Source organism: Marmoricola sp. URHB0036 (genome assembly GCF_000426045.1).
GTDB lineage: Bacteria > Actinomycetota > Actinomycetes > Propionibacteriales > Nocardioidaceae > Marmoricola.
Window position 1 is genome coordinate 185,355 of sequence record NZ_AUEP01000009.1, and the last position, 26,732, is coordinate 212,086.

At 70.5% G+C, this 26,732-nt stretch carries 27 protein-coding genes and 1 tRNA gene; 15 read left to right on the forward strand and 13 right to left on the reverse strand.

From position 1 onward, the window contains the following. The first annotated feature begins 134 nt into the window (after positions 1–134). Positions 135–887: a polyphosphate--glucose phosphotransferase gene (gene ppgK, locus H976_RS0111785; protein WP_027861713.1), complete on the forward strand. Its 753-nt coding sequence runs from the start codon at positions 135–137 to the stop codon at positions 885–887. Positions 888–1,050: 163 nt separating this feature from the next. Here ppgK and mgrA read toward each other — a convergent pair whose 3' ends face one another. Further along, positions 1,051–2,085 carry an L-glyceraldehyde 3-phosphate reductase gene (mgrA, locus tag H976_RS0111790; protein WP_027861714.1) on the reverse strand — a complete coding sequence of 345 codons (1,035 nt, stop codon included), beginning with the start codon at positions 2,083–2,085 and terminating at the stop codon, positions 1,051–1,053. 34 nt (positions 2,086–2,119) lie between these two features. On the opposite strand from mgrA, the gene H976_RS0111795 reads away from it, so the two are divergent. Both H976_RS0111795 and H976_RS0111800 read left to right on the forward strand, forming a co-directional pair. Beyond that, entirely contained in the window at positions 2,120–3,301 is a 1,182-nt protein-coding gene (locus H976_RS0111795; protein ID WP_027861715.1) for an acyl-CoA dehydrogenase family protein, read from the forward strand. A gap of 51 nt (positions 3,302–3,352) precedes the next feature. Then, complete coding sequence (locus H976_RS0111800; protein ID WP_081682842.1) at positions 3,353–4,276, forward strand: oxidoreductase; 924 nt, start codon at positions 3,353–3,355, stop codon at positions 4,274–4,276. Here H976_RS0111800 and H976_RS25910 read toward each other — a convergent pair. After that, the gene (locus H976_RS25910) at positions 4,266–6,341 is read right to left on the reverse strand and encodes an acyltransferase family protein (protein ID WP_051276719.1); all 2,076 of its coding nucleotides are present in this window, start codon (positions 6,339–6,341) and stop codon (positions 4,266–4,268) included. The genes H976_RS0111800 and H976_RS25910 overlap by 11 nt on opposite strands. Before the next feature lie 294 nt (positions 6,342–6,635). On the opposite strand from H976_RS25910, the gene H976_RS0111810 reads away from it, so the two are divergent. Together H976_RS0111810 and H976_RS0111815 are read left to right on the forward strand one after the other, a co-directional pair. Further along, positions 6,636–7,001, forward strand: a complete 366-nt coding sequence (locus H976_RS0111810; RefSeq protein WP_027861717.1) for a hypothetical protein — start codon at positions 6,636–6,638, stop codon at positions 6,999–7,001. A 143-nt stretch (positions 7,002–7,144) separates the two neighbouring features. Next, the gene (locus H976_RS0111815) at positions 7,145–8,077 is read left to right on the forward strand and encodes an LpqB family beta-propeller domain-containing protein (protein WP_027861718.1); all 933 of its coding nucleotides are present in this window, start codon (positions 7,145–7,147) and stop codon (positions 8,075–8,077) included. A gap of 15 nt (positions 8,078–8,092) precedes the next feature. Here H976_RS0111815 and H976_RS0111820 read toward each other — a convergent pair whose 3' ends face one another. Beyond that, positions 8,093–8,980 (reverse strand): endonuclease/exonuclease/phosphatase family protein, encoded by an 888-nt coding sequence (locus tag H976_RS0111820; RefSeq protein ID WP_027861719.1) that lies wholly within the window; start codon positions 8,978–8,980, stop codon positions 8,093–8,095. A gap of 218 nt (positions 8,981–9,198) precedes the next feature. Continuing rightward, positions 9,199–9,282: transfer RNA gene (locus tag H976_RS0111825), tRNA-Leu, on the reverse strand. A gap of 143 nt (positions 9,283–9,425) precedes the next feature. Between H976_RS0111825 and H976_RS0111830 the strand changes: the two genes are divergently transcribed. The 7 genes from H976_RS0111830 to pknB are packed head-to-tail and all read left to right on the forward strand — an operon-like array spanning position 9,426 to position 18,198. Continuing rightward, positions 9,426–10,145, forward strand: a complete 720-nt coding sequence (locus H976_RS0111830) for a DUF3662 and FHA domain-containing protein (protein ID WP_027861720.1) — start codon at positions 9,426–9,428, stop codon at positions 10,143–10,145. Between the two features lie 7 nt (positions 10,146–10,152). Next, the gene (locus tag H976_RS0111835) at positions 10,153–10,638 is read left to right on the forward strand and encodes an FHA domain-containing protein (protein ID WP_027861721.1); all 486 of its coding nucleotides are present in this window, start codon (positions 10,153–10,155) and stop codon (positions 10,636–10,638) included. Then, a complete protein-coding gene (locus H976_RS25915) occupies positions 10,635–12,047 on the forward strand; it encodes a PP2C family serine/threonine-protein phosphatase (protein ID WP_036225973.1) in 1,413 nt (470 codons plus the stop codon). The genes H976_RS0111835 and H976_RS25915 overlap by 4 nt, the downstream gene beginning before the upstream one ends. Further along, the gene (locus H976_RS0111845) at positions 12,044–13,459 is read left to right on the forward strand and encodes an FtsW/RodA/SpoVE family cell cycle protein (protein WP_081682857.1); all 1,416 of its coding nucleotides are present in this window, start codon (positions 12,044–12,046) and stop codon (positions 13,457–13,459) included. The genes H976_RS25915 and H976_RS0111845 overlap by 4 nt, the downstream gene beginning before the upstream one ends. Continuing rightward, a complete protein-coding gene (locus H976_RS0111850) occupies positions 13,456–14,946 on the forward strand; it encodes a penicillin-binding protein 2 (RefSeq protein WP_027861723.1) in 1,491 nt (496 codons plus the stop codon). The genes H976_RS0111845 and H976_RS0111850 overlap by 4 nt, the downstream gene beginning before the upstream one ends. Further along, entirely contained in the window at positions 14,943–16,490 is a 1,548-nt protein-coding gene (locus H976_RS25920; protein WP_051276721.1) for a protein kinase, read from the forward strand. Before H976_RS0111850 ends, H976_RS25920 begins: the two co-directional genes overlap by 4 nt. 7 nt (positions 16,491–16,497) lie before the next feature. Beyond that, the gene (pknB, locus tag H976_RS25925; protein ID WP_036225975.1) at positions 16,498–18,198 is read left to right on the forward strand and encodes a Stk1 family PASTA domain-containing Ser/Thr kinase; all 1,701 of its coding nucleotides are present in this window, start codon (positions 16,498–16,500) and stop codon (positions 18,196–18,198) included. A 13-nt stretch (positions 18,199–18,211) separates the two neighbouring features. Here the strand turns inward: pknB and H976_RS25930 are convergent, their stop codons facing one another. Further along, a complete protein-coding gene (locus H976_RS25930) occupies positions 18,212–19,027 on the reverse strand; it encodes a DUF881 domain-containing protein (protein ID WP_051276722.1) in 816 nt (271 codons plus the stop codon). Between the two features lie 80 nt (positions 19,028–19,107). Here H976_RS25930 and H976_RS0111870 point away from each other — a divergent pair, with 80 nt between their 5' ends. Further along, the gene (locus tag H976_RS0111870; protein WP_231388877.1) at positions 19,108–19,575 is read left to right on the forward strand and encodes a cell division protein CrgA; all 468 of its coding nucleotides are present in this window, start codon (positions 19,108–19,110) and stop codon (positions 19,573–19,575) included. A gap of 68 nt (positions 19,576–19,643) precedes the next feature. On the opposite strand, the gene H976_RS0111875 is transcribed toward H976_RS0111870, so the two are convergent. Further along, positions 19,644–20,537: a rhomboid family intramembrane serine protease gene (locus H976_RS0111875; protein ID WP_027861725.1), complete on the reverse strand. Its 894-nt coding sequence runs from the start codon at positions 20,535–20,537 to the stop codon at positions 19,644–19,646. After that, a complete protein-coding gene (locus H976_RS0111880) occupies positions 20,534–21,049 on the reverse strand; it encodes a peptidylprolyl isomerase (protein ID WP_051276723.1) in 516 nt (171 codons plus the stop codon). The genes H976_RS0111875 and H976_RS0111880 overlap by 4 nt, the downstream gene beginning before the upstream one ends. A gap of 187 nt (positions 21,050–21,236) precedes the next feature. On the opposite strand from H976_RS0111880, the gene H976_RS28775 reads away from it, so the two are divergent. Continuing rightward, positions 21,237–21,965, forward strand: a complete 729-nt coding sequence (locus tag H976_RS28775; protein ID WP_027861727.1) for a hypothetical protein — start codon at positions 21,237–21,239, stop codon at positions 21,963–21,965. Positions 21,966–21,984: 19 nt separating this feature from the next. Here the strand turns inward: H976_RS28775 and H976_RS0111890 are convergent, their stop codons facing one another. The 5 genes from H976_RS0111890 to H976_RS0111910 are packed head-to-tail and all read right to left on the reverse strand — an operon-like array spanning position 21,985 to position 25,452. After that, positions 21,985–23,034, reverse strand: coding sequence for a 1-acyl-sn-glycerol-3-phosphate acyltransferase (locus H976_RS0111890; protein ID WP_036225978.1), 1,050 nt, complete (start codon positions 23,032–23,034; stop codon positions 21,985–21,987). Continuing rightward, the gene (locus H976_RS0111895) at positions 23,034–23,858 is read right to left on the reverse strand and encodes a patatin-like phospholipase family protein (protein WP_027861729.1); all 825 of its coding nucleotides are present in this window, start codon (positions 23,856–23,858) and stop codon (positions 23,034–23,036) included. The genes H976_RS0111890 and H976_RS0111895 overlap by 1 nt, the downstream gene beginning before the upstream one ends. A 19-nt stretch (positions 23,859–23,877) precedes the next feature. Then, the gene (locus H976_RS0111900) at positions 23,878–24,225 is read right to left on the reverse strand and encodes a DUF3817 domain-containing protein (protein ID WP_027861730.1); all 348 of its coding nucleotides are present in this window, start codon (positions 24,223–24,225) and stop codon (positions 23,878–23,880) included. Positions 24,226–24,234: 9 nt separating this feature from the next. Then, positions 24,235–24,966 carry an SURF1 family protein gene (locus H976_RS0111905; protein ID WP_027861731.1) on the reverse strand — a complete coding sequence of 244 codons (732 nt, stop codon included), beginning with the start codon at positions 24,964–24,966 and terminating at the stop codon, positions 24,235–24,237. 9 nt (positions 24,967–24,975) lie between these two features. Beyond that, positions 24,976–25,452: a GNAT family N-acetyltransferase gene (locus tag H976_RS0111910; RefSeq protein WP_027861732.1), complete on the reverse strand. Its 477-nt coding sequence runs from the start codon at positions 25,450–25,452 to the stop codon at positions 24,976–24,978. Between the two features lie 53 nt (positions 25,453–25,505). Between H976_RS0111910 and H976_RS25940 the strand changes: the two genes are divergently transcribed. Next, positions 25,506–26,210 carry a hypothetical protein gene (locus tag H976_RS25940; RefSeq protein ID WP_196804044.1) on the forward strand — a complete coding sequence of 235 codons (705 nt, stop codon included), beginning with the start codon at positions 25,506–25,508 and terminating at the stop codon, positions 26,208–26,210. On the opposite strand, the gene H976_RS0111920 is transcribed toward H976_RS25940, so the two are convergent. Next, positions 26,184–26,675 (reverse strand): metallophosphoesterase, encoded by a 492-nt coding sequence (locus H976_RS0111920; protein ID WP_027861733.1) that lies wholly within the window; start codon positions 26,673–26,675, stop codon positions 26,184–26,186. The two genes, H976_RS25940 and H976_RS0111920, sit on opposite strands and share 27 nt — an antisense overlap. Positions 26,676–26,732 lie beyond the last annotated feature (57 nt).

Sequence of the window (26,732 nt, forward strand, 5' to 3'; positions counted from 1 at the left end):
CTCGAGAACGTGCAATGACACAGCCGGCCTACTTCCTATCCCGGATCCGCCGCGATGGGGAGACCTGCCGGTTAACAGTTCGGCAACCGTCGTCTTCAGGTGCACTCGTGAGGGTCCGCGACTAGGTTGACGGGATGGCAGATCCCATCGGCATCGACTTCGGCGGGAGCGGCATCAAGGCCGCACCGGTCGACCTGTCCACCGGCGACTTCTCCGCAGAGCGCGAGCGGATCGACACGCCCGAGGAGTCCAACCCGAAGGCGGTGGCCAAGGTGATGGCCACGCTCCTCGAGCGGTTCGAGGACAGTCACTCGGCCGTCGGCGTGACGATCCCGGGCGTCGTACGCAAGAACGGGGTGGTGGCCTCAGCGGCCAACATCGACAAGGGCTGGATCGGCACCGACGCCGACGACCTGCTCAGCGAGGAGCTCGGCCGCGAGGTGCACGTCATCAACGACGCCGACGCGGCGGGGCTGGCCGAGGCGAGGTACGGCGTGGCCCGCGGCCGCGACGGCCTGGTCATCGTGACCACGCTCGGCACCGGCATCGGCTCGGCACTGCTGTACGACGGAACGCTGGTGCCCAACACCGAGCTCGGCCACCTCGAGATCGAGGGCCACGACGCGGAGTCCCGCGCCGCCAACTCCGCGCGCAAGAACGAGGAGCTGTCGTGGGAGAGGTGGGCCAAGCGGCTCACGACGTACTACCGCACCCTGGAGAAGCTGTTCTCCCCCGACCTCTTCGTGGTCGGCGGCGGGGTCAGCAAGAACGGCAACGAGTTCATCCCGCTCATCGACATCGAGACCGAGATCATCTCCGCCACCCTCCGCAACACCGCCGGCATCGTCGGCGCCGCCGCCCTGGCCGTGGACAAGCAGGACGCTTGAGCGGTTCGGGGCCGTGGTTTCCCCGGACGTCCGGGGAAACTGGGGGCGCGGCGGATTCCCCGGGCGCCCGGGGAAACTGCCACCGGATGGGCGATACTTCGGCCCCCCGGCTCCAGAACTGCCCGCCAGCCCCGCCCGGTTTGCGCGATCGGGACGCGGATGACTACTCCTCGGTGGCTTCCGCCCACAGGTTGATGCCCGCGTCGACGGCGTCCTGGTCGATGGCGGCGAGCTCGTCGTCGGTGATCGGGGGGCCGTCGAGGGCGTCGAGGTTGGTGTCGAGCTGCTCGACCGACGAGGCGCCGATGACGGCCGAGGTGACCCGGCTGTCGCGCAGCGCCCACTGCAGCGCGAGCTGGGCCAGCTTCTGGCCGCGGGCCTTCGCGATCTCGTTGAGCGCGCGGACGTGCTTGATCGTCGCCTGGTCGAGGTGGTCGTCGCCGATCGTGCTGTCGCTGCGCGCCGCCCGCGAGTCCTCCGGGATGCCGTCGAGGTAGCGGTCGGTCAGCAGGCCCTGCGCCAGGGCGGAGAACACGATGCAGCCCATCCCCTGGGCCTCGAGCTCGTCGAGAAGGCCACGCTCGATCCACCGGTTCAGCATCGAGTACGACGGCTGGTGGATCAGCAACGGAGTGCCCAGGCCTCGGGCGATGGTGGCCGCCTCCCGGGTCTTGGCCGGCGAGTACGACGAGATGCCGGCGTACAGCGCCCGCCCCGAACGCACCGCCGTGTCGAGCGCCTGCATCGTCTCCTCGATCGGCGTCTCCGGGTCGAACCGGTGGCTGTAGAAGATGTCCACGTAGTCGAGCCCGAGCCGGGCCAGCGACTGGTCGAGCGAGGACAGCACGTACTTCCGCGAGCCGCCGCCCTGGCCGTAGGGACCCGGCCACATGTCGTAGCCCGCCTTGGTCGAGATCACCAGCTCGTCGCGCAGACCGGCGAAGTCCGTGCGCAGAAACTCCCCGAAGTTCTCCTCGGCCCGGCCGTACGGCGGTCCGTAGTTGTTGGCGAGGTCGAAGTGCGTGACGCCACGGTCGAAGGCCCGACGCAGGATCGCGCGCTGCGTCTCCGCGGGCCGGTCGGTGCCGAAGTTCTGCCACAGCCCGAGCGAGAGCGGCGGCAGCTTCAGCCCGCTGCGGCCGCAGTAGCGGTAGTCGGTCGAGTCGTAGCGGTCGTCGGCAGGTCGGTAGTCACCCATGGATCCATCCAAGCGGAGGACTAACGTCGGGACCATGCCGGCCACCCGCGTCCTTCCCACCGAGGAGGCCACCGCGCTCCTCGAGCTCACCCGCGACATCGCGACCCGCGAGCTGCTGCCCAAGGTCGCCGAGGCCGAGGCGACCGAGACCTTCCCTCGCGAGGTGTTCCGCACCCTCGGCCGCGCCGGCCTGCTGGGCCTGCCCTACCCCGAGGAGTACGGCGGTGGGGGCCAGCCCTACGAGGTCTACCTCCAGGTCGTCGAGGAGATCGCGAGCGTCTGGGCCAGTGTCGGTGTCGGTACGTCGGTGCACGCGCTCTCCTGCTTCGGCCTGGTCACCAGGGGCACCGAGGAGCAGAAGAAGGCGTGGCTGCCCGACATGCTGGGCGGCGAGCTGCTCGGCGCCTACTGCCTCTCCGAGCCCCATGCCGGGTCCGACCCGTCGGCGATGAAGACCCGGGCTCGCCGCGACGGCGACGAGTACGTCCTCAACGGCGCCAAGGCGTGGACGACGCACGGCGGTCATGCCGACTTCTACAAGGTGATGGCGCGTACGTCGGACGAACGCAACGGCATCTCCTGCTTCCTCGTCCCCGCCGACACCGAGGGGCTGACCGCCGACCCGCCCGAGCGCAAGATGGGGCTCACCGGTTCGGCGACCGCGACGATGCGGCTCGACGACGTACGCATCCCCGCGGAGCGGCTGCTGGGCGCGGAGGGCGACGGCCTCAAGATCGCGCTGGCCGGGCTCGACTCCGGACGGCTCGGCATCGCCTCGGTGGCGATCGGGCTCGGCCAGGCCGCCCTCGACCACGCGGTCGCCTACGCCAAGGAGCGCCAGCAGTTCGGCCAGCCGATCATCGACTTCCAGGGGCTGAGCTTCCTGCTCGCCGACATGGAGGCCGCGGTGCAGTCCGCGCGCGCCATGACGCTGCACGCCGCGCGCCTCAAGGACCGCGGCCTGCCGTTCTCGCGCGAGGCCTCGATCGCCAAGCTGACCGCCACCGACATGGCGATGAAGGTGACCACCGACGCCGTGCAGGTGCTCGGCGGCTACGGCTACACCCGCGACTTCCCGGTCGAACGCTTCATGCGCGAGGCCAAGGTGACCCAGATCTTCGAGGGCACCAACCAGATCCAGCGGATGGTGATCGGCCGCTCGCTCGGCAAGGACAGCAGCGGCGCGATCATCACCGACCCCGGCGCATCCGCGTAACCACAGCCGGGGCACGCTGGTTGTACGGGAGCACCCGAGACGAGGAGAACGATGTCCGAGACCGCTGAGCTGGCCCACTTCAAGCCGAAGGACCTGCCCGACCTGACCGGCACCAGGGCCGTGGTGACCGGCGCCAACTCCGGCATCGGCTTCCACACCGCCGCCGCCCTGGTCGACCACGGCGCAGAGGTGGTGCTGGCCTGCCGCAACACCGAGGCCGGTCGCGAGGCGGCCAAGAAGTTCAAGGGCGTGTGCAGCGTCGAGGAGCTCGACCTGGCCTCGCAGACCTCGATCCACTCCTTCGTCGAGCGGTACGACGGCGCGCTGGACCTGCTGATCAACAACGCCGGCGTGATGACACCACCGAAGTACCGCACCACCCGCGAGGGCCACGAGCTCCAGTTCGGCACCAACCACCTCGGTCACTTCGCGCTGACCGGCCTGCTGCTCCCGGCGCTGCTGAAGTCGGAGACCCCGCGCGTGGTCACGGTCGCCTCCGTCGCGCACCACCGCGGCGACGAGTCGGTGCTCGAGGGCAACCCCGAGGCGACCTACGAGCCGCAGCGCACCTACGGCAACAGCAAGCTGGCCAACCTGCTCTTCGCCTTCGAGCTGCACCGCCGTTCGGAGGCCGCGGGCTCCAAGCTCGTCTCCACCGCCGCCCACCCAGGCGTCTCGGCCACCAACCTGGTCGCCTCCCCGGAGGGGATGGGCGCCAACCCGATCATCCGCCGGACCGCGCCGTTCTTCATGCCGGTGATCTTCCAGTCCTCCAAGGCGGGCGCGAACCCGACGCTGTGGGCCGCGACGTACGGCGAGCCCGGCTCCTACGTCGGACCGACGTGGCTGATGGAGAGCCGCGGTCCGCTGGGCCAGGCCAACCTCAGCCGGCACGCCAGCAACGCCGACCTGGCTCGCCAGCTGTGGGACATCTCCGAGGCGAAGACGGGCGTGACCTTCGACCTCAGCCGGTGAGGTTGCGCGGGAGCACCCCGCTCGCCACGATCGCGCGGTAGAGGTACGGCGCGAGCGTCTTCGCGTAGGTCACCGTGAGGTGGTTGTCGTCGCGGTAGACGTTGACGCCGCCGATGACGACCGGGCAGGTGTCCTGGTCGCAGTAGTACGGCGTCAGGTCGAGCACCTTCGCCCCCGTCGTACGGCGGGCGGCCAGCGTCAACGGGTCGAACCAGCGATCCAGCTTGTCGTGCCGGTCGAGCGCGCACTTCGCGTTCGCCTCGGAGGCCGGCACCTCGGCCAGGCAGAACTGCGGGTTCTCGCCCCCGACGACGTCCTGCGGGTTGTCGCGCAGCACCAGCACCGGCACCCCCTGTCGGGTGACCCGGCGCCAGGCCTGCGCCAGGCCTGAGACCACCGTGTCGTGGTCGCCGACCATCACCGTCACCCGGCCGGTGGTGAGGATCGCGTCGTAGTCGGTGGCGTGCTCGTCCAGCCGCGGGTAGAACTTGCGCCGGAACTCCGCACAGGCGGCGAGGTAGGGACTGGCCGGGTTGGGCGGCGCCGTCGACCAGGGGCAACCGCTCGCGAGGTAGGCGTCGGCCGTCACCACACCGGCGTCGACCAACTGCCCGACCATCGTCATCAGCAACCGGGCATGCGAGTCGCCGATGACGGCGAGGTGAGGCACTCCCGGGCGCGGGGTGCCGAAGCGGCACGGCCGCATCGGGTCGGCTGTCAACGGCGCCTGGCACCGGCTGTCGTCCGGGAAGTCGGCGAGGGCGGCCTCCGGTGACGGCACCACGGTGTTGGCCAGGACGGGGTTCGGGCAGTTGTGCATCCGCGGGTCCCGGGCCTGCGCCCCGAAGCACCGCGGGGCCTTGCCGGCGAGCGCCGCCGCCACCTGCTCGGTGTGCTCGACCTGTCGGGCGACGTCCTGTCGCGGGACGACGCACAGGACGGTGAGCAGCACCGCCGCGGTGGCGGCGTACCCGAACGTGACAAGGGGCCGGCGCAGGCCGAAGGAACGTGTGGAACGGACCGGGTCCTCGACCCAGCGCTTGGTCAGTGCCGCGAGCCCGATGGTCGCCAGCAGGATGGAGACCCGGTCGAGCCCGGTCAGGGCGTGGTCGGTGACGTAGGGCAGCAGGATGATCAGCGGCCAGTGCCAGAGGTAAACCGAGTAGGACACGTCACCGAGGAACTGCGCCGGCCGGACCGCGAGCAGGCGGTCGCTCGACCAGGCGAGCCCGGGTGCCTCGACCCAGATGAGCGCCGCGGAGGCGACGACCACCCAGATCGCCGCGGTCCCGGGCATCGTCGTGCCGGCGTCGAGGACCAGCGCGCAGACCAGGAGCACCACGAGGGCGCCCCAACCCAGCAGGGCGCGCGCCAGGACCGGGACCCGTCGGGCGACGGGTGGCGCGAACGCCAGCAGCGCGCCGGCGCCGAACTCCCACGCACGCGCCGGGGTGACGAAGTAGGCCCATGCCGGGTTGGTCGCGCTCACCCAGAGCGAGTACGCCAGCGACGCGATCACGGCGACCGTCAGCACGACGAAGACAGCCCGTCTCGGGACGGCCGGGGCACCAGACCTGCGGGTCGCTCGTCGGGCGAGCCAGATGCCGAGCAGCACCAGCAGCGGCCAGACGAGGTAGAACTGCTCCTCCGCGGACAACGTCCAGTAGTGCTGGGCCGGCGAGGGCGTGTTCTCTGCTGCCAGGTAGTCGACCGAGTTCACGGCCAGCACCCAGTTCTCGACGTACAGCCCGGCCCCGAGGATCTCGCCGAAGAACTGCTCCCACACCAGTCGCGGGACGAACAGCAGTGTGCCGATCGCCGACACCGCGAGGACGAGGTACGACGCCGGCAGCAACCGCCGCAACCGGCGCGCCCAGAACTGGCCCAGGCTCACCGACCCGTCACGGTCGACCTCGCGCAGCAGCAGTGAGGTGATCAGGAACCCGCTGATCACGAAGAAGACGTCGACCCCGACGTAGCCGCCGGGCACGCGGCCGGGCCACAGGTGGAACAGCACCACCAGGAGCACGGCCACCGCCCGCAGCCCCTGGATCTCGCGACGCACCGTTCGAGACTAGATGGGTAAGTCCAAGGGGGTGTGCAAGCGAGCGCCGCTCAGTGCGTGCGCTGGCTCTTCCGGGGTCCCCGCGGAATCGGGAGCGCAGCGAGTGATTCCGTGGGGTGGTGCCTTGGCGGAGGAGGGAGCCGTGGCGGAGCCACGGCGACTGACGACAACGCAGTCCAGCGTGCGTGATGAGCGGGGCGCAGCGTGCTCCCCCTTGGACTTGCGCATCTAGGCCGGAGAGGTCGGCCGCAACCCTCACGCCGCGGCTGCGGGGCACACGCCTACGCTCAGGGTGTGACCCCGACCGACCCCGTCCCGCCGGTACGCCGACCTCGGCACCTGCTGGACCCCAACGATCTGCAGCGCAGCCACCAGCGCTCGCAGGGCACGTCGGAGTCGCTGACCACGGTGCAGCGCTGGGTGATCTCGGTGCTGGCGGTGACCACGATCCTGCACCTGGCCGGCGGGGTCGCCCTGGTCGCGATCTTCGTCGACGACAGCCGCCTCGACGCCCGCATCGGGCTGAACATCATCTCGGCCGTCATCGGCGTGCTCGCCGTGGCGGCCGCTCTTCTCATCCACGGCAAGCGGCCGCTGAGCTGGTGGCTGCTGCTGGGGCTGGTGCCCGGACTGGTCGGAGCCTGGCTCACCTTCGCCTGACGGTATGGACCACCGGTCCAGCGGACGTACTCGTCCTTGACCGACGGGGTGGGACCGTCACAGAGTGCGAGGCAGAGCCGACGTCGGTGTCGGGAGGTCCCTCGGGGGCTGCGCCGCAACTGGTCTCGTTGAGGGGGGAACTCATGACTCACCGTCACGCTCGCCTGCTCGCCGCGTTGCTGGCCACACTCCTCGCGGCCACTCTCGCCCTGGTCGCCGCGCCGGCCTCGGCGGCGAAGGACACCGGGAAGCTCGCCTTCGTCCGGGCCAACCAGATCTACACCGCCACGACGGCCGGCGCCTCGGTCACGCAGCTGACCACGTCGGGCAAGAACTACCGGCCGCACTGGTCACCGGACGGCACCCGCATCGCCTACGTCCACGAGGCGCCGGCGGGTCACCGCGACATCTGGATGATGAAGGGTGACGGCACCGGCAAGAAGCAGGTCACCCATCTGGGTGACACCACCGAGCCGTCGTGGTCTCCCGACGGGAAGTGGCTCGCGTTCGGGGCGGACGGCACTCCGCCGTACGACTCGGGTCGCGACTACACGCTGCGCAAGATCCGCTCGACCGCGCCGTACGGCGACCCGGTGGTGCTGCCGACCGGCGACAACGACGCTCGCGTCGCCGGGTCGCTGGCGTGGTCGCCCGACGGCACCAGGATCGCCTTCGTCAGCTTCACCTTCCCGGCGTCGCCCGACGACTACCTGCTCGTCTACACGCTCGCGACCAAGGAGGTCGAGATGGTCGACGAGGTCGGTGGCTCGTGCTGCGGTGAAGGGCACTTCGCCGACCCGACCTGGACGACCAACAGCAAGACCATCGCCTACAGCGTCGTGCGCTACCCGATCCAGGACCCGCCGTCCGCGGTGCACCTGGAGTTCGCCAGCATGACCGGCACCCCGCTGCCGTCGTTCCCGGCCGTCGCGGGCGACAGCGATCCCGACTACTCGCCCACGGGCGCGAAGCTGGTGTTCAGCCACTGGTCGCGCATCTACATCGCGAACGCCGACGGCACCCACCGCACCAACGTGCTGGCGGGTTACAGCCCCGACTGGCAACCGGTCGCCTGACCGGGGTCACGTGGGTCAGCGACGCACGGTGGCCCGCGCCACCACGATCGGGTGGTCGGAGACTCCTCGGGTGCGCGTCGTCGTGTCGGCCTGCCAGGAGCTGAACCTGACGTCGCGCGTGCCGAGCACCCAGTCGATGCCGTTGGCGCTCGGGTAGCGGCACTTCTTGCCGGACGAGCCGCCCGAGGCGGAGTGCAGCACGCCCGACCGGGTGGCCCGGCAGAAGAAGTCCTGCTTGGCGTTCATGTCGCCGGTGAACAGCACCGTCGCACCGCCGGAGCGCAGCTTGCGGATCCGCTTGAGCTCCCGTCGTACGGACTCGGCGCGCCACCGGCCGGCGTTGCCGTGCGTGTCAGCGGGGTTGTGGGTGTTCAGGATCCAGAAGGTCTTGCCGTTCGACCTGGCCCTCAGCTGCACCAGCGGGATGTTGACGCGCTTGCCGTAGAAGTAGGTGATCGGCACCGAGGACCTCTTCACCAGCGAGAAGTCGTGCTTCCGGAACGCGACGGCGTTGCGGGTGTCGACGGTCTTGCCGCTGCGCGAACGCGCACCGACGAGGGCCCACTTGCCCTTCGTGCGCCTCAGGAACGAGGAGGCCTGCGTGCCCTCGAGCTCCTGGAAGCCGACCAGCTGCACCTTGTGCTTGCGCAGGTAGCCGACCTGCGTCTTCATCCGGGCGGCGCCGGAGCGGTAGCCCCCACGTCCACGGCTGTGGCTGTTTCCGACCACGTTGAAGGTGGCGACGTTGAACGACACGGAGACGGGCGTGGCGGGGCGCGGCTGCTGCGGGGCACTGGGAGTGAGGGGGCCGCCCGGAACGACGGAGGCCCCGGCCGCGGCGGGAGCGAGGCTGACGGCGGCGACGAGGGCAGGCGCCACGAGGCGAATTGCGAACTTCTTCACAAGTGTGTCCTGTTGGTTCGGGGACAAGAGCCATCGAACCTACGCACATCACCGGCTGGCTCGCATCCCGCTCCCGCGGGGATGTGACCGGCCCCACACGCTCGGTTCCGGGATCCGGACGGCGAGACCACCGGGGTCACCGGAGACGCACGAACGGCGTGACTCCTGGTTCTCGGAATCACGCCGTTGTCGCCGATGGGGGACTCCCCACCCCAGGGTGCGCGAGGGGGGAGTTGAACCCCCACGCCCTTTCGGGCACACGGACCTGAACCGTGCGCGTCTGCCTATTCCGCCACTCGCGCCTGAAGCGGACGTAAGGCTATCCCACGTCGTCTCAGGCTCCCAAACCGGCCGGTGACGGCACAACTCCGCCCGATACCATCGCGAGAACGTCCGGTTCGGCGGGATGCCACCTGTGCCGGGACGAGACCCGAGAGGAGGCACCGTGAGCGCGCTGCAACGATTCGAGAACCGGCTGGAGCAGATGATCTCCGGTGTCTTCGCGCGCACCTTCCGCAGCGCCGTACAGCCGGTCGAGATCGCCTCGGCCCTCAACCGCGAGGTCGACAACTCCGCGCAGATCCTCAGCCGCGACCGGCGCCTGGTGCCCAACAACTTCCACGTCGAGCTCTCCGAGGCCGATCACCAGCGGCTCGAGGGCCTCGGCCCCCAGCTGCCCCGCGAGCTGACCGAGATGCTGCGCGAGCACGCCGCCGAGCAGTCCTATGTCTTCACCGGTCCGGTCAGCATCTCCCTCGAGGTGAGTGACGACCTGACGACCGGGCGCTTCCGGGTCCGCAGCAAGGCGATCGCGAGCTCCAGCCTGGCCGGCGGTGACCCCAGCGACACCCAGGTACGACGGGCCACGGCGACCCTCGAGCTCAACGGCGAACGACTCCCGCTCGCCCCGCCGGGCATCGTCATCGGCCGCGGTAACGACGCCGACCTGCGGATCGACGACCCGGGGGTGTCCCGCAAGCACATCGAGATCCGCGTGGAGGAGCCCGACGAGCTCGCCGCCGAGCCACGGATCACCGTCCACGACCTCGGCTCCACCAACGGCATGTCGGTCAACGGCAAGCGGGTCGACAAGGCCACGCTCGCCGATGGTGCAACGATCAGGATCGGCAACACGACCATGACCCTGCACCTCAAACGAGGGTGACCCCGACTTGTCCGAGCTGACCCTGGTCCTGATCCGCTTCGCCTACCTGGCGATCCTGTGGATCTTCGTCCTCTCCTGCATCTCGGTGATCCGGTCCGACATGTTCGGCGCCCGGGTGGCCCGCCAGGAGGCAGGCGGCCCGTCCCGCGCCGAACGCAAGGCGCGCTCCAAGCAGCAGAAGAGCTCCAAGCCGCGCCGCGGCGTACCCACCCAGGTGGTGATCGTCGAGGGCGGCAACAAGGGTGAGGCCGTCTCGCTGGAGCACGCACCCCTGCTCATCGGGCGCGGCAACGACGCCGCCATCCGTCTCGACGACGACTACGTCTCCACCCGACACGCCCGCATCGCCAGCTCCGGTGAGCAGTGGTTCGTCGAGGACCTCGGCTCCACCAACGGCACCTACGTCGGCACCAGCCGCATCTCCCAGGCCACCGCCCTCCAGCTCGGCACCCAGATCCGCATCGGGAAGACGATCCTGGAGCTGCGCAAGTGAAGCTCCGGTACGCCGCGCTCTCCGACGTCGGCCGGGTCCGGCGCGACAACCAGGACTCCGGGTACGCCGGTCCCAACCTCCTCGTCATCGCCGACGGCGTCGGTGGGTCCGCCCGAGGTGACATCGCCAGCGCCGCGACGGTCGACGTGCTCCGCAAGCTCGACGAGCCGCCGGGCCAGGACCTCCAGGGAGACATGCTCGGAGGCCTCGCCGGTGCGATCCACCGCAGCCACGACCGCATCGCCGGCCTGGTCGCGGAGAACCCCGAGATCGAGGGCACCAGCACCACCGTCACTGCCGTCATCTTCGACGGCACCCAGATCGGCGTCGGCCACGTCGGCGACAGCCGCGGCTACCTGCTCCGCGACGGCGCCCTCTCCCAGCTGACCACTGACCACACCTTCGTGCAGAGCCTGATCGACGAGGGCCGCATCACCGAGGACGAGGCGCGGGTGCACCCGCACCGCAACCTGATCCTGCGGGCCGTCGACGGGGTGCACGAGCCCGAGCCGGACGTGTTCACCCTCGAGGTCGCCGCCGGCGACCGGATCCTGCTCTGCTCCGACGGCTGCTCCGGCGTCCTCTCCGACGACGACCTCGCGCGTTTCCTGGCCGACGGGACCCCCGACCACGTCGCGGTCTCCCTGGTCAGTGCCTCGCTCGAGGCGGGCAGCTCCGACAACGTCACCGTCGTGGTGGCCGACGTCGTCGACGACGACGCCGTGGACGACACCGACACCAACGCGTCGGCCGTCACCGGTCCGATGCTCGTGGGCGCCGCCGCCGAGGCTCCCCGCCGACGGGGCACGGCCGGACGCGCCACGCGGGCCGCGGACACCGGGGAGCTCGAGCCGATCGAGGATCCGGTGGGGTACGACGGCGACGTCGACCCCGAGGAGATGCGCTATGCCCCGCGCCCACCACGACGCTTCACCTGGGCGCGACGGATCGCCGTCGTCGCAGTGATCGCGCTGCTGGCCGCGATCATCGGCTTCGCCGGGTGGAAGTGGAGCCAGACCCAGTACTACGTGGCCAACGACGGTGACGACGTGGCGATCTTCCAGGGCGTCGAGGCCACCGTCCCGGGCATCAACACCCACCACGTCGAGGAAGCCAGCGACCTCAAGCTCGACGACCTCCCGGACTACAACGCCCGCCAGGTGCGCGACGGCATCAGTGCCAGCAGCCTCGAGGACGCCCGTGGCATCGTCAGCCGGTTGCAGCGCCTGGTCCCGTGCCCGGAGCCGACGCCCAGTCCGAGCGCCAGCCCGAGCCTGAGGAAGAAGAACCTGCCGAGCAAGACGGCCAGGCCGAGGCAGAGCCGCACCCCCGCCGCCAGCTCCACTCCCCGACCGAGCACGAGCCCGTCGCCCTCCTCCGGCTCCGGCCTGTGCGCCGAGACGCCATGAGCACCGGACAGGCCGGCCCGCCCGCACCCCAGGGCCTGATGGGCTTCGTGCACCGTCGTCGACGCGGTGCCGAGCTGGTGCTGCTCATCCTCAGCCTGGTCGTCGGCATCGGGGCGTACGCCGCCGTGGGTCTCGGCGTCGACGGAACGCTCCCGGTCAACCTGTTCACCTACGGCGCCTGGCTGGCCGGCCTGGTGATCGCCTGTCACGTGGTGATCCGCATCTTCGCGGCGTACGCCGACCCGATCCTGCTGCCGATCGTCTCGGCCCTCAACGGCATCGGGCTGGCGATGATCCACCGCATAGACCTCGCGCGCCAGGCCAGCCGACCCAGCTCCAACGGCTTCGCGGACGCCCAGCTGGTCTGGATGACGCTGGGCGCCATCCTGTTCGTCGCGGTGTTGATCATCGTCCGCGACCACCGTCGGCTGCAGTCCTTCACCTACACCTTCGGGCTCGCGGCCATCGTGCTGCTGCTCCTGCCGCTCCTGCCCGGCATCGGTCGGACCATCAACGGCTCGCGCATCTGGATCAACCTCGGGCCGATGAGCTTCCAGCCCGGCGAGGTCGCCAAGGTGCTCCTCGTGATCGCGTTCGCGGGCTACCTCGTGCTGCACCGCGACGCCCTCGCGCTGGCCGGCCGTCGGTTCCTGTTCGTCGACCTCCCCCGCGGCCGCGACCTCGGGCCGATCCTCGCCATGTGGCTGGTCTCGCTGGGGATCCTGGTCTTCCAGCGCGACCTCGGCTCCTCGCTGCTGTTCTTCGGCCTGTTCCTGGTGATGCTCTACGTCGCGACCGAGCGCCCCGGCTGGCTGGTCGTCGGCGGTGTCATGTTCGCGGCGGGCGCCTACGCCGGCTTCGTCGCGCTGGGCCACGTGCATGCTCGCGTCGAGGCCTGGCTGCACCCGTTCAGCCCTGACGTGAACTCCTTCCAGCTCGTGCAGGGGCTCTACGGCATGGGCTGGGGCGGCCTGGTCGGTCGCGGGCTCGGTCAGGGCCAACCGCAGGTGACCCCGCTCGCCTGGTCCGACTTCATCCTGCCCTCGCTGGGCGAGGAGCTCGGGCTCACCGGCGTGATGGCGATCATCCTGCTCTACGGGATCCTGGTGGAGCGCGGACTGCGCACCGCCCTGATCTGCCGTGACAACTTCGGCAAGCTGATGGCCACCGGTCTGGCCACCGTGCTCGCGCTCCAGGTCTTCGTGGTGATCGGCGGCGTCACCCGGCTGATCCCGCTGACCGGCCTGACCACGCCGTTCCTCTCCCAGGGCGGGTCCAGCCTGGTCGCCAACTGGGTGATCATCGCGTTGCTGATCCGCATCTCCGACCACGCGCGCCGCCCACCGCCCGAGCTGGTCGAGCCCGACGAGGACTACGACGCCGACGCCACCCAGGTGGTGAAGATCAGATGAACAAGCCCATCCGCAACGTCGCAGTGGCCTGCATGCTGCTGTTCGTCGCCCTGCTGATCAACGCGACCTACGTGCAGTACTGGCAGGCCGACAGCCTCACCTCATTGACCGAGCACCCCGACAACAAGCGCGTCCGCGACGCCGAGTTCTCCCGCGAGCGGGGCGCGATCCTGGTGCACGGCAAGGCGGTCGCGGAGAGCAACAAGTCCGACGACGACTACAAGTTCCAGCGCGTCTACCCGCAGGGTCCGGAGTACGCCCATCTGACCGGCTACTTCTCCCGCGACTGGGGGCTCGGTGCCGTCGAGTCGACGCAGAACTCGATCCTCTCGGGCAGCGACTCGTCACTGTTCGTCAACCGGGTCATCGACCTCGTCGACAACCAGGCCCCCAAGGGCGGCAGCGTCACCCTGACCGTGGACCCCGACGCGCAGAAGGCGGCGTACGACGGCCTGCGGGCCCTCGGCAACAACGTCCGCGGTGCCGTCGTGGCCATCGAACCGCGCACCGGCAAGATCCTGGCGATGGTCTCCAGCCCGACCTACAACCCCAACCGGATCGCCAGCCACGACTTCACGGCCGCCGGCAAGGCCAAGCAGCGGCTCGAGAACGCCAAGCCGAGCCCCCTGGACAACACCGCCATCGAGGAGACCCTCCCCCCGGGCTCGACGTTCAAGCTGGTCACCTCGGCAGCCGCCCTGATGTCCGGCAAGTACACCCCCGACACCAAGGTTCCGGGCACCGCCACCCTCGACCTGCCGCAGACCACCAAGGACCTCGTCAACGAGAACCGTGGCGGCTGCGGCGGCGACGAGATCACGCTGACGCAGGCGCTCGCCGTCTCCTGCAACGTGTCCTTCGGGTCGGTGGGCCTCAAGCTCGGCGACGACGCGCTGCGCGACCAGGCCGAGAAGTTCGGCTGGGGCACCCGCACCTTCACCGACCTCGACGACTCCCTCACCCGGCAGGCGATCAGCCGCTTCCCGGAGGACCCCGACGCCCCACAGACCGCGTTGTCCGCGATCGGCCAGTTCGACGTCGCCGCCACCCCGCTCCAGATGGCCATGGTCGCGGCCGGCATCGCCAACGACGGCGTGGTGATGAAGCCCTACCTGGTCGACGAGATCAAGTCGCCCAAGCTGGAGACCATCCGCCGTACCGATCCCGACCCGATGCCCGACCAGCCGGCGATGAGCTCGGCCGCGTCACGCGACCTCCGCGAGATGATGGTCAACGTCGTCGAGAACGGCACCGGCAAGACGGCACAGATCCCGGGCGTGGACGTCGCCGGCAAGACCGGCACGGCGCAGAGCGCGCCCGACCGTCCTCCGTACGCCTGGTTCGTGTCGTTCGCCCCCGCCGACACCCCGGCTGTCGCGGTCGCCGTGCTCGTCCAGGACGCCGGTGTCGCGCGCGACCAGATCTCCGGCAGCGGACTCGCGGCCCCGATCGCGAAGGCCGTGATGGAGGCGGTGATCGGCAAGTGAGCGACGACACCCAGGCGATGGGCGGGGCCGACCGCTACGAGCGCACCGAACGCATCGCGACCGGTGGCATGGGCGAGGTGTGGCGTGCCCGCGACACCCTGCTCGGTCGCGAGGTCGCGGTCAAGGTGCTCAAGCAGGAGTACGCCGACGACCCGACCTTCCGCGCCCGCTTTGCTGCCGAGGCACGCCATGCCGCCGGCCTGCACCACCCGGGCATCGCGTCGGTGTTCGACTACGGCGCCGTCGAGGGCGAGGCGCCGTACCTCGTGATGGAGCTGGTCGACGGCCGACCGCTGTCGGAGCTGATCGCCGGTGACCGCCCGATCGACCCCGAACAGGCGCGGCTGCTCGCCCTCCAGGTGGCCGAGAGCCTGGCCGTCGCCCACCAGGCCGGTGTCGTGCACCGCGACGTGAAGCCGGCCAACCTGCTGGTCACGCCCGACGGCCGGGTCAAGATCACCGACTTCGGCATCGCCCGCGCCACCGACTCGGTGCCGTACACCCAGACCGGGCAGATCGTCGGCACTCCGCACTACCTCTCCCCCGAGCAGGCGCGCGGCGAGACGGCGACGGCGGCCAGCGACGTCTACGCGCTGGGCGTGGTGCTCTTCGAGTGCCTCAACGGCACCCGTCCCTTCGTGGCCGACAGCCCGATCGCGACCGCGCTGGCCCACATCCGTGACGAGGTCCCGCCGCTCCCCGACCACGTCCCACCAGCCCTGGCCGCCGTCGTACGACGGGCGCTGGCGAAGGACCCGGCCGACCGCTACGCCGACGGAGCCGCCTTCGCCGCCGCCCTGCGCGAGGCCGGCGACCCGGGTGCCGCACCGGTGCCCCCTCCTGCTCCCACGCAGGTCATCCCGGCCGCCGTACCCGCCGCCGCAGCCGCGCCCGACACCCGCGAGACGGCAGCGGTCCCCGAGCCGCCGGCCCGCGTGACCACCACCGAGGAGCACAACCGCTGGCCGTTGTACGCCGCCGCGGCGGTCGTGCTGCTCGTCCTGGCCGCCCTCCTGATCTGGCACCCGTGGACCACCACGTCCTCCGACGACGGCTCGACCGGCAACGACACGGTGCAGGTCCGGGCCTCCGACTACATCGGCGACCCAGTCGCGCAGGTCGAGGACGCGCTGGCCGCCAAGGGCCTGAAGACCAAGACCCACGAGGTCGACAACTCCGGGGACCACGACGCCGACACGGTCGCCGACCTGCGCCCCACCGGCAAGGTGGCGGCCGGCAGCACCATCACCCTCGACGTCTGGGGCCAGGCGCCCGGCAAGCCGGACAAGACCAAAGGCCCGGACAAGACCAAGGGCCCGGACAAGACCAAGGGCCCCGACAAGACCAAGTCGCCCAAGCCCGAGCCGAGCACGCCCGCGACCCCCGAGACGCCTGACCAGAGCAGCAACCCCGGGACCGGCGGCGGGAACGGCGGCGGGAACGGCGGCGGCACCGGGGACGGCGGCGGCCAGACCCAGGGTGCGGCACCAGGTGGACGCGACTCGAGCAATGCCCAGCCCAGCCCGGGCACGAAGGGAGACTGAACCTGCGATGACGGAACCGCAACGGATCGGTGGACGCTACGAGGTGGGCGAACTCCTCGGGCGCGGCGGCATGGCCGAGGTCCGCAAGGGCACCGACGTGCGGCTCGGACGCACGGTCGCGATCAAGCGGCTGCGTACCGACCTCGCCAGCGACGCCACCTTCCAGGCCCGGTTCCGCCGGGAGGCGCAGTCGGCCGCCTCGCTCAACCACCCCGCCATCGTCTCCGTCTACGACACCGGCGAGGAGATGTCGACCGACGGCAGCAACGTCGCGCAGCCCTACATCGTGATGGAGTACGTCGCCGGGCGAACCCTGCGCGACATCCTCCGCGAAGGTCGCAAGATCCTGCCGGAGCGCGCGCTCGAGATCACCTCCGGCGTGCTCGCCGCCCTCGACTACAGCCACCGGGCCGGCATCATCCACCGCGACATCAAGCCCGGCAACGTGATGTTGACCCCGTCGGGCGACGTCAAGGTGATGGACTTCGGCATCGCCCGCGCGGTCTCCGACGCCTCGAGCACCATGACCCAGACCGCGGCGGTCGTCGGCACCGCGCAGTACCTCTCCCCGGAACAGGCCCGCGGCGAGAACGTCGACTCCCGCTCCGACGTCTACTCCACCGGCTGCCTGCTCTACGAGCTGCTCACCGGCCGGCCGCCGTTCGTCGGCGACAGCCCGGTGTCGGTGGCCTACCAGCACGTGCGCGAGCAGGCACCGCCTCCCTCCAGCCTCGACGAGGACCTCACCCCCGAGCTCGACGCCATCGTGATGAAGTCCCTCGCCAAGAACGTCAGCGACCGCTACCCCAGCGCCGCCGCGATGAAGGCCGACATCGACCGCTACCTCGCCGGCAAGCCGGTGCAGGCTCCGGCCGTCGTGCCGGTCCCGGCCACCGGCTTCATCCCGCCGGACACGGCCACGCAGTACACCCAGGTCCAGGAGCCTGACGACGAGCCGGAGAAGAAGCGACGCGGCCCGCTCATCCTGCTGCTCATCCTGCTGGTCGCCCTGATCGTGGCGGCCTTGGTCCTCGGGCCGAAGCTGTTCCATGCGGCCCCCGAGAAGCAGCAGGTGCCCACCATCACCGGCCTCACCCGGGCCCAGGCCGAGCGCACCGTCCAGGACAGCGGCCTGAGCGTGGGCGAGGTGACCTCGGCCGCCAGCAAGGAGGTGGCCGAGGGTCGCGTCATCTCCCAGACCCCGGAGGCAGGTGACCAGGTCGATCCCGACAGCAAGATCGACTTCGTCGTCTCCACCGGCAAACCCGCCGTACCCCTGCCCGACGTGGTGGGCCAGAACAAGGACGACGCCGCCGACCAGTTGCGCAGCCTCGGGTTGCGGGTGGTGCTCACCGAGCGCGACGCCGACGACCCGAAGGACCAGGTCGTCGAGATGCAACCGCCCGGTGGCACCGAGGTCTCCGACGGCTCGAAGGTCACGCTGTTCTGGTCCGACGGGCCCGAGGAGGTGCCCGACGTCATCGGCAAGACCGAGGCCGAGGCCACCCAGCTGATCGAGGACGCCGGGTTCAAGGTGAGCCGGGTGACCGACTCCACGACCGAGGCCAAGAAGGGCACCGTGCTGCAGCAGAGCCCGTCGAAGGGCCAGACCCTCGACAAGGGCAGCACCGTGACGATCGTGGTCTCGGCGTACGTCGCCCCCTCGGCACCGCCGTCGCCCTCGACCTCACCCTCGACGTTGCCGTAGCCGCTCGCCGGGGTCAGTCGCGGTCGACGCTGCTCGGCGGCTCGGCGGTGGCGTAGCGCAGGTCGCTGCTGCCGACGTACCCCGGCATGGTGACGTCGTCGTCGGTGGTCACCCGGTAGCCGAGGTGGTGGGTGTCGACGTAGGTCTTGTAACCCGCGATGTAGTCGCTGGAGTCGAGCGCGGTCTGCAGCGCGTCGAGGTCGCCGATGGCGGTGATCTCGTACGGCGGGGCGTAGGGGACGCCGTGGAGCACGACGGTGTTGCCGACGCACTTGATGCCGGTCGTGCTGACCACCCGCTGCTTCTGCAGCGTCATCGCCTCGGCGCCGCCGCTCCACAGCGCGTTGACCACCGCCTGGATGTCCTGCTGGTGCACCACCAGCTCGTCCGGGGTGACCTCGCCCTTCTCCACGGCGCGGTCGATCTCCTCCTTCGGCGCGTCGCTGAGCACCACCGTGATCGCCGGACCGTGCACCGACTCGAACCCGGCCGGACCGCGCAGCTCGTCGACCTGCTGCTGGAGGTTGCTGACCTGGGCGTCGTCGACGTTCTTGCCGAGGCGGTCCACCTGCTTGGTCAGGGCGGCGACCTGCTGCTGCTGGGTGTCGGTCCGCTCCCGCTGCTGGCGTACGACGGTGTCGAGGTCGGTCACGCTGGAGGCCCGGAGGTCGAGCCCACCGGCGTCGAGCCCGCTGGTGACGAAGAGTCCACCGGCCACCACGAACACCATGACCGCGGCGATCCGCCAGGTGTGCCGCCGCTGGAGGCGCCGGCGACGGGGGGTCGTGCCCGACGGGTCGCTCGGGGAGTCGCTCGGGGAGTCGCTCACACGGGGCGCCTTCGGTGGGGTGGACATCGCTTGACTACGCTAGCCGACGAGCCCAGAGCCCGATCCGAGGAGAAGCAACCGTGTCCAAGCCGTCTGCCCGCAAGCCGACCGTGGTCACCAGCGGGTACGAGACGTCGATCCCGCGCTGCGTGGTCGCCGTGGTGCTCGTCGTGCTGGGCATCGCCTGGATGGCCGTCTACTACACGGTGGCGCGCGATGCCGCCCTCGCCCTGCCCGGCGCCAAGAAGCCGAGCAACCCGCTGCCGTTCATGGCCGACCTCGAGAAGTGGAACTACCTGATCGGGTTCGTGCTGATCTTCCTCGGACTCGCCGTCTCCGCGCACAAGCTGACCCCGATGGGCCGCGGCCGCGGCGTGGTGATCGGGATGCTCGGCTGCTTCGGGCTCGGCCTGCTCTGGATCGTGCTGTTCTACTTCATCGGCTCGGACAGCTCGGTGCCGGTGATGAACGACCTCGGCCAGTACAACCTGTTGGTCGGCATCGGCTTCATGGCCGTCGGCTTCACCTTCGCCACCAAGTGGGAGTAGTCCCGTTCCGAGTTACACGCGTGTAGTTCTCCACAGGGTTGTCCCCAGCTGTGGACAACTTTCCCGGGTCAGGCGAGGGCGGTGGCCTTCGCCGCGATGAGCAGCACCGAGGCCACCAGCACCGCTCCGGTGACCCCCCACTGCACCAGCGGACGGTTGCTCCGCGGCGCGTAGACCATCGCCGTCCCGATGACGGCCCCGCCGACCAGGCCGCCGATGTGGGCCTGCCAGGAGATGCCACTGGCGGTGAAGGTGAAGACCAGGTTGATCGCGATCAGGGCGAGCAGGGTCTGGACCTGACCGCGCGCCTTGACCGCCACCACGGCCAGCCCGCCCATCAGCCCGAAGATCGCACCCGAGGCGCCCAGCGTCTGGGCGTGCGGGTTGGCGAACAGCATCACCGCGGCCGAACCGGCCAGCGCCGAGACCAGGTAGAGGGCGAGGAACCGCGAGCGGCCGAGGACGTTCTCGAGCACCGGGCCGAGGAAGTAGAGCGTGAGCATGTTCAGCCCGATGTGCAGGAGCTCGACATGGGTGAACGCCGAGGTCATCGGCTGCCACCAGGCGCCGTCGGAGACTCCGCGGACGAGCGCGACGGTGCCGTCGGAGTAGCGGGTCAGGGCCGAGTCGGGCAGCAGCGCCAGCTTGTCGAGCAGGCGGCTGTCGGAACCCCCGGTCGCCTGGATGCCCAGCCAGACCAGGACGTTCAGCCCGATCAGCACGAAGGTGGTCAGGCGAGGGTCGCTGACCCGCTGTCCGCCGTACGGCGTGCGCGTCTGCCGGGTCGATCGCGCCCCCTCCTTGACGCAGGTGGGGCACTGGAAACCGACCGCGGCCGAGCGCATGCAGTCGGGGCAGATCGGCCGGGAGCACCGCTGGCACCTGATCCACGTCTCGCGATCGGTGTGGCGGTAGCAGACAGGTGGTGCGTCCGGGACGCTCCCGGCCCCGGGGGTGGTCACCCTCGCTCGATCTCCACCGTCTCGATGATCACGGGCTCCACCGGGCGGTCGCCGGGACCCGTGGCGGTCGTGCCGATCGCGTCGACGACGTCGCGGCTGGCCTGGTCGGCCACCTCGCCGAAGATGGTGTGCTTGTTGTTCAGCCACGGGGTGGCCGCGGTGGTGAGGAAGAACTGCGAGCCGTTGGTGCCCGGGCCGGCATTCGCCATCGCCAGCAGGTAGGGCTTGTCGAACTGCAGCTCGGGGTGGAACTCGTCCTTGAAGGTGTAGCCGGGCCCACCGGTGCCGGTGCCCAGCGGGCAGCCGCCCTGGATCATGAAGTTGTCGATGACGCGGTGGAAGCCGAGCCCGTCGTAGTAACGCTCACCGGACCGGCCGGCGTCGTCCTTGTACTCCTTGGTCCCCTCCGCGAGACCGGTGAAGTTCTCCACCGTCTTGGGCGCGTGGTCGGGGAACAGGTTGATCACGATGTCGCCACGGTTGGTCTTCAGCGTGGCCTTGAGGTCGGACATGACTGCCTTTCGGGAGCGTGCGATGAACGATCGTCGGCTCCGATCCTCGCACGCAGCCCCACAGCGGCTCCCGTGTGCCCCCGGCAGGCCGCTACCCACCGCCCACAGGCTGACACGGGTTTATTTACCGACCCGGGACGGGCAGGATGACGGGGAGGCCACAGCAGCCAGTGACGATGAAAGAGGGATGACCGGACCCATGTTGAAGAAGAGCCGCAAGGACACGCTCGTGGAGCAGGCACAAGACCTGGTCAACGACATCTCCGAGGCCATCGCCCCCCACGTCGAGAGGGCCAAGGACGAGCTCGGCCCGCGCCTCGCGGACGCCAAGGACCAGATCGCCCCCAGGATCGCGGACGCCAAGGACCAGATCGCGCCCAAGATCGCCGAGGCCCGCGACCAGGCGGCGCCGTACGTCGAGACCGCCCGCGATCGGTTCGTCAACGAGGTCGTGCCGGCGGTGCAGCAGGCCGTCAGCGACGCCAAGGACCAGGCTGCCCCGGTGGTCGAGGAGGCCAAGCGTCGCAGCTCGCTGGCCGCCGACGCCATCAAGGGTGAGCCGCCGGCCAAGAAGGGTGGGAAGAAGAAGTGGTTCTTCTTCGCCGCGCTCGCCGGTGCCGGCGCCTTCGTGTTCAAGAAGCTGCGCAGTGGGGACGAGTCGGCCAACTGGCAGACGTCGTACGCCCCCAAGCCGGCGCCGGCCGCACCCCCGGCCCCGCCGAGCCCGTCCGCACCGATGGCCGGCAGCCACGCCGCCGACACCGCGGTCGACAGCGCCTCCACCAGCGCCGGTGACGCCACCGGGGCCAACCCCGGCGAGGCGCTCGCGGACGCGACGGAGGAGCCGCACCCCGTCACCACGCCGGACGCCCCGGCCGAGGACGTCACCGACGTCCAGGACCCCGACAAGTCCTGATCGTCTCGGAGAAGTCGCCTCACCGCTGGTGGGGCGACTTCTTCCGTGTCCGGGGCAGGTCGACCGGGCGGTGCTCGTCGACCCAGTGGTCGACACGGGCCCACCACTCGTAGAGCCACTCGATGCGGCCCTCCCGGTCGGTGGGGATGTCCTCGCGTGGGATCCGCCACCAGCCCATCAGCAGCAGCTTGTCCATCGGCAGCGAGTGCCAGACGTCGGCGATGGTGACGACGTGGTCGAGCCCGGTGTGCGCGACGAGGAGTACGTCGGCCTCCGGGGCCGCCTCGAGCGCCGCCAGCACCCCACCGGGCCGAGGTGCGAGGACGTTGATCATCTCGGCGGCCCGGTCGGCCATGCCGTGCAGCCCGAGCCGGTTCAACCGGTTGATGGCCCGCTCGCGCCGCTCCGGGGTGAAGTTGCCGCCCTCGGGGAAGATCACGAACGCGTCGTTCTCGTCGAGGTTGCGCGCCAGGTCGCCCACCTCGGCCTCGAGGTCGCGGCCCTTCGCGGGGTGGGCGGAGATGAACCGGCTCGGCAGCCGGGTGAGCAGCACCCCGAGTGCCGGGTCCCAGGCCAGCATCTCCTTGAGCACCACCCGCGGCTCGCGGTCGTACCAGTGCATCAGTGCGTACATCAGGGTGAAGGAGTCACCGGGTCCGGCGTGTCGACAGAACACCAGCAGCGGCTCGCCGGGATAGGCGTCCGGAGAGGGCCCGACGGTCTCGATCTTCAGGCGCAGCACCCGCCGCGCCTCACTGAAGAACACCACGAGGTAGCCCTGCACCAGGTCGTAGTGGATCCGCTCGAAGAACGGGTTGCGGATGAAGACGCCGAAGCCGGAGGCGATCCAGAGGCCGAACAGCTCGACCAGGATGATGCTCTCGAGGGTGAGGTGCACGACGCCCAGCCACAGCAGGCGCACCGGTCGCAGCCAGCCGGGGACGAAGGGCGAGACGATGTAGCCGCCCACCAGCCACAGCGGGAGCGTCGTCCACAGCAGCACGGTCACCACGATGAACAGGGGCGCGACCACGGCCCGTTGCAGGACGACCGTGATCACGTGACGCATCAGAGATGCTCCGCGAGGTAGGCCCTGCTGCCGTCGTACGCCGCCTCGATGCGCCCTTCGACCCGTGAGGTGTCCCGGTAGACCCAGGGCGAGTCGTCCTTGGCCGTGCCGCCCGCCGGCAGCACGTGTGCCGTGACGCCCTCGGGCAGCTCGGCCATCTCGCGCACGAAGCGATGCCGACGCGCGATCTCGAAGGAGACCCGGGCCACCTCCCAGGGCTTGCGTGGCGCCTTCAGCGGTCGGTCGACCCGCCCGACCTGGAGCACGAAGATGCGCGTGGCGCCGAGCTCGACCGCGCGCCCCAGGGGGATCGAGTTCACGATGCCGCCGTCGAGGTAGTGCTCCTTGCCGACCTTGGCCGGAGGCAGCAGGCCGGGGACAGCGGCGCTGGCGACGACGGCCGGCACCACCGGTCCTTCGCTGAACCAGGTCTCCGCCGATCGCTCGATACTGGCCGCACAGCACTGGAACTGCACCGCGAGCTGCTCGAAGGTGAGGTCGCCGAACTCGTCGTCGAGTCGTTCGCGCAGCGGCTCGGCGGAGTGGAGGTGCGTGCCGGTGCGGACGGCGCGGGTGACCTGGCGCCACGGGGTGTCGCCGTAGACGTCGTTGCTGGCCGAGACCGACTCCCACAGGTCGAGCAGGCGGTCGACCACGCCCGGAGTCGGGTCGGTGGCGACCACCAGGCCGTTCAGGGCGCCGACCGAGGTGCCGACGATCAGGTCGGGGCGCACGTCGTACTCGAACAGGGCGCGGAGCATGCCGACCTCGACCGCCCCGAGCAAGCCGCCTCCGCCGAGCACGAAGGCGGTGCGCTCGCTCATGACCCGGCCAGTCTCTCGGTCAGACGCCTGCGGCCGCGAGCTCGGGGTGTTCGGCCCGCACCTTCTGGGTGGCGCGGTGCTCGACCCAGAAGATCAGGATCGGGATCAGCCCGGCCAGCAGCACCAGGCCGGTGAACGACCACGACCACCTCAGCCGCCGCGCGAGGGTGAAGGACACCACGAGGTAGACCATGTAGATCCAGCCGTGCGCGACTCCGACGAGCGAGGTGAGGTTGTCGCCGGTCGTCTGCAGCGAGGTGCCGTCGGCGGGGAGGTACTTCAGCGGCACCGCCACGAAGACGAGGACCGTGAGCAGCACGCCGACGATCATCGCCAGCACACGGTAGGTGGTGAAGAGGTTGCGCACCCGCTCAACTTATCCGGCGACCGGCTGCGCGGGCTCGGCGGCCGCCTCCAGCTGGTCGCGGCACCAGCGCTGCCAGATGTAGATCGCGAAACCGCCGAAGATCCACCACTGGAACGCATAGAGCAGGTTGCGCAGGTGCGAGGTGGTGGAGACCTCCGGAACCGACTCGGGCGAGACCTTCGCCAGCCCGGTCGTGCCGCTTCCGGCGTCCTTGGCCACGACGTACCCCGAGTACAGGTCGGCGTCGACGTGCTCGACCACACTGGCGATCCGCATCTCCGGGATCACGTCGTCCTCCGGGTCGTCGTCGGTGGCTCCGGTGCCCTCGGAGGCCTGCAGGTAGCCGCGCACGGCGACCGACCCGCTCGACTGCGGGGCCTCGGGCCGGGGTGACCAGCCGCGTACGACGGGCATGGCGCTGTCCCCGACCAGGACGGGGGTCATCACCCAGTAGCCGCGCTTCCCGTGCAGGTCCCGATCGGCGACGTACAGCGTGCCCTTGGGCAGCCAGGTCCCCTCGAAGGTCACCGGCTGGCCGAGGTACTGACCCGGGAACGGGTCGTCCCCGCTCATCACCTTGCTCAACGGCAGGGCTGCGGCCGTGGAGAGGTCGCGGGCGTCGGCGTCCCGACCGGCCTGCCACGCGTGCAGCTGCCAGATCCCGAGACCGATCGCCGCCGCCAGCGCCACCAGCATCAGCAGGTGCGCGCCCCAGTAGCGGGGACGCAGCAGGAGGGGCACCCCGAAAGCCTACGGTCGGGGTCGTCGCATCCAGACGTGCGGGATCCCGTCCTCGTCGTACGGCTCGCTGATGGCAGCGAAGCCGAGGCTGCCGTAGAACCCGGCCAGGTGTGCCTGCGCCCCGAGGTCGACCGGCTCCCCCGGCCAGCGGTACGCGCAGGTGGCCAGCGCCCGGTGCATCAACGGGCGGGCCAGCTGCTGCCCGCGCGCCTCCGGCGCCACGATCACCCGCCCGATCCGGGGGGCCAGGTGCTGGTCGTCGGGCGCGAGCACCCGGGCGTACGCCGCGATGGCGCCTGCTCTCCCGAATCTCCCGACGAGGTGCACCGTCCCGGTGGCGAGGTCGAGCCCGTCGATGTCCTGGTAGACACACTCCTGCTCGACCACGAACACCGCCGAGCGCAGCGCGAGGACGTCGTACAACGTGGCGGCGTCGAGCTCATCGCCCTCGACCTCGGACCACTCGAGATCGGCTCCGGCTGTCATGGCGCCAGTATCGCGGCGTTCATGAGCGGCGCTGCTCCGGGTACGGGCCAGCCATGCCCTCCCCTGATCCCCGAGACCCCGTCCTGCTGTCCCTGGCCCGCGCCGGAGGAGGCGCCCTGGCCTCGCTCATCCGCGGCGTCTCCGCGCTCCGCGTCGACGCAAAACCCCTGCACCCTCGTGGCATCGTCGTCCGCGGCACCCTGCGACGGCACGGCCTCGACCTGCCGACCGGTGTGGCCTGGCTGGATGAGCAAGGCGAGGACGACGTGGTGCTGCGCTGGTCGCGAGCAGTCGGGCTACCGTCACCGGTGCCGGACATCCACGGCCTCGCCGTCCGTGTCGAGCGGGCGGACGGCTTCGGCGACGTACTGTTCGCGACGACCGGGTGGGTCGGCCCGCTGCGCTTGGTGCTCGTTCCGGGGATCTCCGCCCACCGGGCGATGACCACGCTGCTGCCTTACACGACTCCTGAGGGCGCGCTGCTCCTCGGCGCTCGCCCGGGTGAGGACGTGACGAGGCTGTACGTCGCCACTCCTCTCGGCCCCTGGCGCGAGTTCGCCGAGCTGCGCGAGTCGGCCGGGCCTCCGCTCGACCAGCCGATCCGGTTCGACCCGGTGCTGCACCCGCTTCCGGGGTTGGCCTTCCCCGCCTGGGTCAAGCGGCTCCGCGAGCCGGCGTACCGCACCGCCCGGGAGACCCAGCATCCCCAGGTGACGGTGAGCACCGGCCGGTCAGGTCACCGGGAAGATCCGCGCTGAGCGCAGGATGCCGTCCTCGACCACCAGCTCGCCCATCGTGCCCTGCGGCTGACGGCGCTTGTCGGTCGGCGAACCGGGATTGAAGGCCCGCTGGCCGGCGTACGTCTCGTCCCAGGGGATGTGCGAGTGCCCGAAGACCACGAGGTCGGCCTCCGGGAACAGCCGCTTCAGCCGCGGACCTCGCCCGGTGCGCGCCCCGCTGTCGTGCACCATCCCCACCCGCAACCCGTCCAGGTCGAGCAGCAGCGTCTCGGGCGCTCCCCACGCCGCGACGTCCGGCCCGTCGTTGTTCCCCCGGACGGCCCGCACCGGCGCGAACTGCTCGAGCTCCTCGAGGGTCTCGCGCAGGCACACGTCACCGGCGTGCAGGATCAGGTCGACGCCCTCGAGCGCACCGGCCACCGCCGGTGGACACCGCTTCCAGAAGCGCGGCGAGTGGGTGTCGGCGAGCACGGCGATGCGCATGCAGCCAGTGTGTCGCGTCGTGTGTGGTCGATCCCGTGCACCTGGTGGGCGCGATCA